Raw genomic sequence first — 8,053 nt, forward strand, 5'->3', positions numbered from 1 at the left:
AAAACAGTATGTTTTTATGAGTTTAATCGGTTTTTTGGATTTATATGGCAATGGATAAATTTATGATCATTTGTGTGTATAAAAATTTGATTAGATTGAAAGTTGTTATATAACTGCAATCATTTCATGGCATAAATTTAAGGGTAAACAACATGGCACTACAGCGTGGAATCTATCAACATTACAAAGGGCAGCTTTATCAAGTTTTCAATGTGGCTCGACATAGCGAAACTGACGAAGAGTTAGTTGTATATCAGTGCTTATATAGTGATTATTCAATGTGGGTACGTCCATTAACCATGTTTACAGAAACCGTTCAGCTTGAAGATGGACAGACTGTTCCTCGTTTTAAGTTAATTCAAACGACCTAGATTCAGTGTTTTAAATAAGAGCATCATGGAGAGTCAGATATGACCAGCACACTATTTTTACAACGTATTGCTGATTTATATGATGAGTTTAAACAACATGATGCTCGGCAAGCAGACCGACTTAGACGCTATCGCAACATTGAGGCTGAATCGGCGAAGCTGCTTGGAATGTTAGTGCGTACTCAGCATTCACAACATATTTTAGAAATCGGAACATCGACAGGTTATTCAACCTTATGGTTGGCTGAAGCAGCAAAATCTGTCTCGGCAAAAGTTCAAACCTTAGAAATAAATGCATTTCGCAGTGCACAAGCTAAAAAATATGCCGAAGAATTTGGCTTAGAAGCATATATTGATTTTTGGGTGGGTGATGCCGCTGACTATTTGACAGAAAGTGTTGAGCAGTTTGATTTAATTTTGTTGGATGCGGAACGCGGTAGCTATGTGAGCTACTGGCATGATTTAAAAAGACTATTAAAGCCCACAGGCGGCACGCTCATTATTGATAATGTGATTTCACATACTGCCGAAGTGAAACCCTTACTTGAGTTGATTAAACAAGATGAAAATTTTATGAGCACTATTTTACCCGTGGGTGCTGGGTTATGTATGGTCGTGGTTAAGTAGCTTTTCTTTCTTGCGATTTTAAACGATATGCTTGAGGGCTATAGCCCATCACTTTATTGAATGCACGCGTGAAATTGGCAGGATTGGTATAACCTAACTCATAAGCAATATGCGTAATCGTGTAGTTTGAGTTTGCAAGTAAATCAATCGCTCTTTCTGTACTAATTTGCTGTTTCAAAGTTTGGAACTCCACACCTTGTTGTTGTAAATAACGCTGTAAGGTTTTGGTGGAAATATTCAGAACCTTCGCACATTCAGTCAGAGTCGGTACTTGATTGGCTTGACGAAGCATCATGCTTATCCATTCTACAATTTCACCTTGATGATAAATTTTTTGTAGTTGTTCCTGACAACGTTGCTCGACCACTTTCAAGCTGTGCGCATCGGCGAGGGGCAAGGGCAGAGCCAATTGCTGTCGATCAATAATGACACGGATACCTGTAAGCCATGTGTAGTTAAAATGGAAATGTGCTTTGACTAAATGTAGATAACGTTCTTGGTAAATCGGCTCGGGAATATTCAAGTAAATTTGATAGCGTTGTAATTGTTGTCCAGCCAGCTCAAACAGACTGTAATAAAACGCCACAGCAATCGCTTCAGTATGAAAATCAAGGCATTGTTTATTCATTTGTAAGATGGGTTCAAACAATAATTCAATCTTTTGAGGGTCTGTCGCTGAATGTATAGAAAGTTTGAAACTCGGCATGATTAAACGGAAATACTGTGCGATTAAGCGTAAAGCATGTTCTAAGTTAGGGCTGGTCATCAGTGCATAGCCGACCAAGCTATGCGAACTCAGCTTGAGATTTTTCCCAAGTTCAAAGGCTAAGTCTTCGGTATTCGGTAGGCTTAACCCCATTGCAATAAACTGTTCAATTTGTTGAATAGACAAAAGTTCAGTTTGAGATAATTCATCTCTAAAAGCACAAAGGAGTTGGTTATCATACTGATTTGTATTGATTAAAATTTCAATCAAACGTAGATAGTAACGTGCTGGAATAACGGGTATTTGCTGCTTTTGCACAATATAAACTCAGTAAAGTCTTAAAATGATAATATCAAGTCTTAAAATGATAATATATAGTCATCTGAAAAGAACAAAATAAACTCAAGCAAAACATAGTGTGTTTGATTGAGGAAATTCTAATGAATATGCTAACTGAACTGGATGTAGAACAAGTAACAACACCCTTTAAAGATAAAAAGCGTCATTTATGGTTATTAGGATTGGCAGTACCAGCAATTGCGATGAGCGGTTTAGCAGGTTATCAGTTTGGTCCAAAGAAAACTAAGAAATTCTTTGCATCATTTGGTCCAATGTTTTTACATGGTGTGATTCCTGCGCTAGATAAACTGATAGGCGAAGATACAGAAAATCCACCAATTAGTGCCATCGCTGATTTAGAAGCTGATCCTTATTATGCACGTATTGTAAAACTGTATATCCCGTTACAATACGCTGCCAACCTGTATGGAACATATCTTGCGAGCCGTAAAGGAACTTCGCTCGCTGACCAAGTTTTACTAGGAACAACGATTGGAATGGTGAATGGTATTGCAATCAATACTGCACATGAGTTAAGCCATAAGACTGGAAAATTAGAACAATATTTATCTCATTTAGCATTAGCACCTTCAGGTTATAACCATTTCCGTATTGAGCATCCTTATGGTCATCATCGCCGCGTAGCGACACCTGAAGATCCTGCATCATCACGGTTAGGTGAAACCTTTTGGAAATTCTTACCACGTACTGTCATTGGTAGCTTTAAGTCCGCGATTGAAATTGAAAAGAAACGTCTAGAACGTAAAAAACTACCATTCTTCTGCATGGAAAATGAGCTTATTCATGGCTGGGCAATGTCTGCTATTTATCATGCAGGAATGTTGACTAAATTTGGTGCGCGCTCATTACCTTTTCAAGTCACACAAGCTGCTTATGCGATAACCTTGTTTGAATCGGTCAATTATATCGAACACTATGGTTTAAAACGTCAGAAAAAAGCCAATGGGCATTATGAACGCACTTTGCCCGAGCATAGTTGGAATAATAATAATGTTGTAACGAATTTATTTTTATATCAGTTGCAGCGCCATTCAGACCATCATGCAAACCCAACACGTAGTTTCCAAACGTTGAGACACTTTGAAGATGCGCCACAGTTGCCAGCAGGTTATGGTGCACTGATTCTGCCAGCCTTTATTCCTTCTTGGTGGTCGAAAATTATGGATGATCGAGTCGTTGAGCATTATAAAGGTGATCTGCAACGAATTAATATTCATCCAGAAGCTAAAGCGCAGATATTAGAAAAGTATGCAACAGAGCAGATTGAAGCTGCGTAAGCGAATAAAAACAGCCCTATAGAGGGGCTGTTTTTTGTTGAGTAGTTGATATACACAGTCGTTTAAAATGAAGATCAAACTCAAGGTATTTATGCACAAATGCTGCTTTGTCTGTAGAACGAAGCAAATTGTCATAAATAAACTCTGGAACAGGGTGGTATAGCTCTCCTGAGCCATTGTTATAAAATATTTTTAGATAACGAGAAGAAACATCGTATTTCCAAGAGGTTACAACTACAGCTTTGTCCATATATTTACCCCCATCTGAGTTTGATCACTGACTACATATTATTAAGAACTCTTTTGTTTCATAATTTGACAGTACTCCAACTTTTAGAGGCTGACAATTAATAAATGAATTTAGCTATAAATTTATAAGTATAAGAATTGTAAAAAATTTGCTATGAAATAGACGACGAAAAAAGCATTGATTAGTAAAAATATCAGACAAAAAAGAAGCCACTCTAAAAAAAGTGGCTTCTTTGAAAATTGGTTAATCTAAATGATTAGATTTTACCAACTAAGTCGATAGATGGAGCAAGAGTCGCTTCACCTTCTTTCCATTTAGCTGGGCATACTTCACCTGGGTGAGCGTGAACGTATTGAGCAGCTTTTACTTTGCGAAGAAGTTCAGATGCGTCACGGCCGATACCACCAGCGTTGATTTCAACGATTTGGATTTTGCCTTCTGGATCAATTACGAAAGTACCACGGTCAGCAAGACCAGCAGCTTCGATTAATACTTCGAAGTTTTTAGAAAGAGTCCAAGTTGGATCGCCGATTAATGGGTATTGGATTTTACCAATTACGTCAGAAGTGTCGTGCCAAGCTTTGTGCGTGAAGTGAGTGTCAGTAGAAACACCGTAGATTTCAACGCCTAATTTTTGGAATTCAGCGTAGTTGTCAGCAAGGTCGCCTAACTCAGTTGGACATACGAAAGTGAAGTCAGCTGGATAGAAGAATACAACAGACCACTTACCTTTAAGATCAGCTTCAGTTACGTCAACAAATTGACCGTTATGGTATGCAGTCGCTTTAAATGGTTTAACTTCAGTATTAATTAAGCTCATCATTGTCTCCATGATTGAGGTTTTATTGAGAGGCTAGTGCCTTACTTGTTTACGAAAGCAAGAATAAATAATTTTTAGTTATTGGGGAAATAGTATTTTTACATGACTAAAATCGGAAAATTGAATAACTCAATAAAGTTCGACTTTCACCCAAGGATATTTCACTATTTGACTTCATCGAGATGAAGCAAAAATGACAAAACATCCAAAAACTAACTCGCATAACAACATGCAGCCTGAACCATTAAAATTCAAGGGTAAAATTGAAAAAATATAAAAATAGATAAAAAACCGAGATATACGATTAAAAATTCTGCAATATATGTTGTTAAGAGATGACTGCCAATAGATTGTAATGATTGCAATAACTTCTGTTCAATTATTTTGATTGTCTAGTTGGATGAGTTTCGCATAAGTCATTTTGGTCGCATTTGAATCGCCTTGTTATTTTTTAATCATATACATCATTAGATGTTTATCTTAGAATAAATTTAAATCATTGAAATGATGAATAGTATTTATCATCAGTGAAATAATAAGGTGATGAGCGAATACATATATCTCGCATAAATAGTGAATTTATACCAAACATGACTGATCAATTAAGAGCAAAATTCGAAAACTTAGCGCTGAATGCTGGACTTGGAAAAATTAGTGCTTTTATTTCAATGTCACTCGGCCTATTAAGCCTATTTGGAGCACTTTGTTTTCTGTTTCCGACAGTATTGACGATGCCTGAATTACGTCCAGTTTACGTTCAACACTACAAAGTTTTTTATTTTAGTTTAATGCTAGGTATTGTTCTGAGTGTAGGTTTTGGGGCATTTAGCTCAATTATTCGTCAAAATCGTTATGGTTTTTATGGTATTTGTTTTGCACTATTCGCCGCAATATTAGGCTGTGGTCTAATTAAAGCACCGACACTACCTAATTTACCTTTTTACGCTGGGATTGATTATTTCGTTCTTACTTTAGTGATTTTGGCAGTGGTATTTATTCCATTAGAAGGTTTTTTTGCCAAGAATCCAGAGCAGAAGATTTTAAGAGTAGGCTGGGTGACGGATATGAAATATTTCATGTTTAGTCATATTGGGATTCAATTATTTACCTTTCTTACAGTGATGCCAATTCAGTATTGGATTACCCATCTACCGAATAATCCTATCGTGCCTTATGTACAAGCACAGCCGATTTGGTTGCAATTCATTGAATTATTGATTGTTGTTGATTTCGTCGTGTATTGGTTGCATCGGGCAATGCATGAAGTTAACTTTTTATGGCGTTTTCATGCAATTCATCATTCAACTGAATATATGGATTGGCTTGCATCATCACGGTTACATATCGTTGAAGTATTAATGACGCGCTTTATTGCGACTTTACCCATTTTCCTGCTTGGTTTTCATACCTCTGCGGTATTTGCTTATCTAATTTTTATTTCATTCCATGCAATATTTATTCACTCAAATGTGCGTTTTCGTTTTCCTTATTTACGTTGGTTGATTGCGACACCTGAGTTTCATCACTGGCATCATTCTTCAGAAAAACCTGCGATTGATAAAAATTATGCTGCATTTATTCCGCTTTATGATGTCATTTTTAAAAGTGTGTATATGCCAAATCATTTGGCAAGTGTTTATGGAACGGTTGGCTATAAGATTCCAAACAGCTTTGTGAAGCAGTTTGCTTGGCCATTTAAAAGGTACATCAAACGTTTCCGAGATCGTTTCGGTCGTACACCCAAGCCATAAAAAGGGTGATTGATTTAATTCAATTGCTGTACTTGCTTTGCATAGCAAGGGTTTAAGGCGTAAAATAGCCGATTATTTTATTTTTCAGGAAAGCTGTTCAGTGCAGAGTCATTTAAATGTAGATCAATTGGTTATGGCACGTGACCGTCACCGTTTAAATAGACTGCGTAAAGATAAGAAAACAGAAACAGCTGAAATCGAAAAATTCTTTGAAAAGTCGAACCATAAAGTTAAGCAGCGTTTAGCACGATTGCCTAAAATTAAACTGAATCAAGACTTACCTGTGACGCAATATGCAGATCGCTTAATTGAGGCGATTCATCAGCATCAAGTCATTATTGTCGCAGGTGAAACGGGTTCGGGTAAAACCACACAGCTTCCACAAATTGCCATGTTGGCTGGCCGTGGCTTAACTGGAATGATCGGGCATACTCAACCACGACGTTTGGCTGCACGTAGTGTTTCGCAACGTATTGCGGAAGAAGTCGGTGAAAAGCTAGGTGAGTCGATTGGTTTTAAGGTTCGTTTCAATGAACAAGGCTCACAAGATTCTATTGTCCGATTAATGACGGATGGTATCTTGTTAGCAGAGTTAACCAATGACCGCTTTCTGTCTAAATACGACACAATCATTATTGATGAGGCACACGAACGCTCACTCAATATTGACTTTATAATGGGTTATCTCAAACAGCTTTTACCTAAGCGCCCAGATTTGAAAGTGATTGTGACTTCGGCGACTTTAGATGTTAATCGCTTTAGTCAGTATTTTAATGACGCGCCTATTTTTGAAGTTGAAGGGCGTAGTTTTCCTGTAGAAGTACGATATCGTCCGATTTCAGAACTCAGCATCGTGGGTAGTGATGATGATGAGTTCGATGATTTTGAAGAAAACCTACCCCGAGCAGTGGTTCAAGCAGTAGAAGAATGTTTTGCTGACGCAGAAGGAAAAGGTCATCCTGAGCATGCTGATATCTTGATTTTTGCCAGTACGGAACAAGAGATCAGAGAGCTACAAGAAACCTTGCAAAAGTATGGGCCAAGACATACCGAAGTACTACCTTTGTATGCTCGTCTAGCACTTGCTGAACAACAAAAGATTTTTAATCCAGGTGGTAAAGGTCGACGTATCATCATTGCGACGAACGTAGCAGAGACCGCTTTAACTGTACCGAATATTCGTTATGTGATTGATAGCGGTTTTGCCCGTATTTCTCGCTATAACTATCGTTCGCGTGTGCAGCGTTTACCAATTGAAGCCATTTCTCAAGCCGCAGCTAATCAACGAAAAGGTCGTTGTGGTCGTATTGCAGCAGGTGTGTGTATTCGCTTGTATAGCGAAGAAGACTTTATGAGTCGACCAGAGTTTACTGAACCTGAGATTAAGCGAACAAATTTAGCATCAGTGATTTTGCAGATGCAAAGTTTAGGCTTGGGTAGCTTAGAAGACTTTGATTTTATTGAGCCACCAGATTTTCGTTTAGTCAATGATGGTCGTAAATTACTGATCGAGTTAGGTGCACTGAATGATCGTAAAAACGAACTAACAAAAGTAGGACAAATGATGGCACGCATGCCGATTGATCCTCGTTTAGCCCGTATGATTATTGGTGGTGCGCACTTTGGTGTACTCAAAGAAGCTTTGATTATTGTGAGTGCTTTAGCGATTCAAGATCCGCGGGAGCGCCCAGCTGATAAGCAAATGCAAGCAGATCAAAAGCATGCACTATTTAAAGAAGCTGATTCAGACTTTTTATTCTATTTAAAACTTTGGAATACGCTGCAAACTAGCCCAGATACGCAATCTGAGAATAAGCGTCGTCAGTTTGCACGTCAGCACTTTTTGAGCTGGTTGCGTTTGCGTGAGTGGAAACAAACACATCAACAACTC

Annotated in this window: 8 protein-coding genes; 5 read left to right on the top strand and 3 right to left on the bottom strand. The window is 37.9% G+C overall.

What is annotated here, in order from left to right:
- Positions 1-152: 152 nt before the first annotated feature.
- Together B4237_RS14265 and B4237_RS14270 are read left to right on the top strand one after the other, a co-directional pair.
- Positions 153-371, top strand: a complete 219-nt coding sequence (locus tag B4237_RS14265; RefSeq protein WP_278595420.1) for a DUF1653 domain-containing protein — start codon at positions 153-155, stop codon at positions 369-371.
- Positions 372-410: 39 nt separating this feature from the next.
- Entirely contained in the window at positions 411-998 is a 588-nt protein-coding gene (locus B4237_RS14270) for an O-methyltransferase (RefSeq protein WP_278595421.1), read from the top strand.
- Here B4237_RS14270 and B4237_RS14275 read toward each other — a convergent pair.
- On the bottom strand, positions 991-2,022 hold the full coding sequence (locus B4237_RS14275) for an AraC family transcriptional regulator (protein ID WP_278595422.1): 1,032 nt from the start codon (positions 2,020-2,022) through the stop codon (positions 991-993). The genes B4237_RS14270 and B4237_RS14275 overlap by 8 nt on opposite strands.
- Positions 2,023-2,144: 122 nt before the next feature.
- On the opposite strand from B4237_RS14275, the gene B4237_RS14280 reads away from it, so the two are divergent.
- A complete protein-coding gene (locus B4237_RS14280) occupies positions 2,145-3,341 on the top strand; it encodes an alkane 1-monooxygenase (RefSeq protein ID WP_278595423.1) in 1,197 nt (398 codons plus the stop codon).
- A gap of 16 nt (positions 3,342-3,357) precedes the next feature.
- Here B4237_RS14280 and B4237_RS14285 read toward each other — a convergent pair whose 3' ends face one another.
- Together B4237_RS14285 and ahpC are read right to left on the bottom strand one after the other, a co-directional pair.
- Positions 3,358-3,591, bottom strand: coding sequence for a KTSC domain-containing protein (locus B4237_RS14285; RefSeq protein WP_278595424.1), 234 nt, complete (start codon positions 3,589-3,591; stop codon positions 3,358-3,360).
- Between the two features lie 256 nt (positions 3,592-3,847).
- Positions 3,848-4,411 carry an alkyl hydroperoxide reductase subunit C gene (ahpC, locus tag B4237_RS14290; RefSeq protein ID WP_004880160.1) on the bottom strand — a complete coding sequence of 188 codons (564 nt, stop codon included), beginning with the start codon at positions 4,409-4,411 and terminating at the stop codon, positions 3,848-3,850.
- A gap of 590 nt (positions 4,412-5,001) precedes the next feature.
- Between ahpC and B4237_RS14295 the strand changes: the two genes are divergently transcribed.
- The gene (locus tag B4237_RS14295) at positions 5,002-6,162 is read left to right on the top strand and encodes a sterol desaturase family protein (RefSeq protein WP_278595425.1); all 1,161 of its coding nucleotides are present in this window, start codon (positions 5,002-5,004) and stop codon (positions 6,160-6,162) included.
- Positions 6,163-6,262: 100 nt separating this feature from the next.
- On the top strand, positions 6,263-8,053 hold a 1,791-nt coding region (hrpA, locus tag B4237_RS14300), incomplete at its 3' end, for an ATP-dependent RNA helicase HrpA (protein WP_286943668.1).

This window comes from Acinetobacter sp. UBA6526, assembly GCF_002434875.1.
GTDB classification, from domain to species: Bacteria; Pseudomonadota; Gammaproteobacteria; order Pseudomonadales; family Moraxellaceae; genus Acinetobacter; species Acinetobacter venetianus.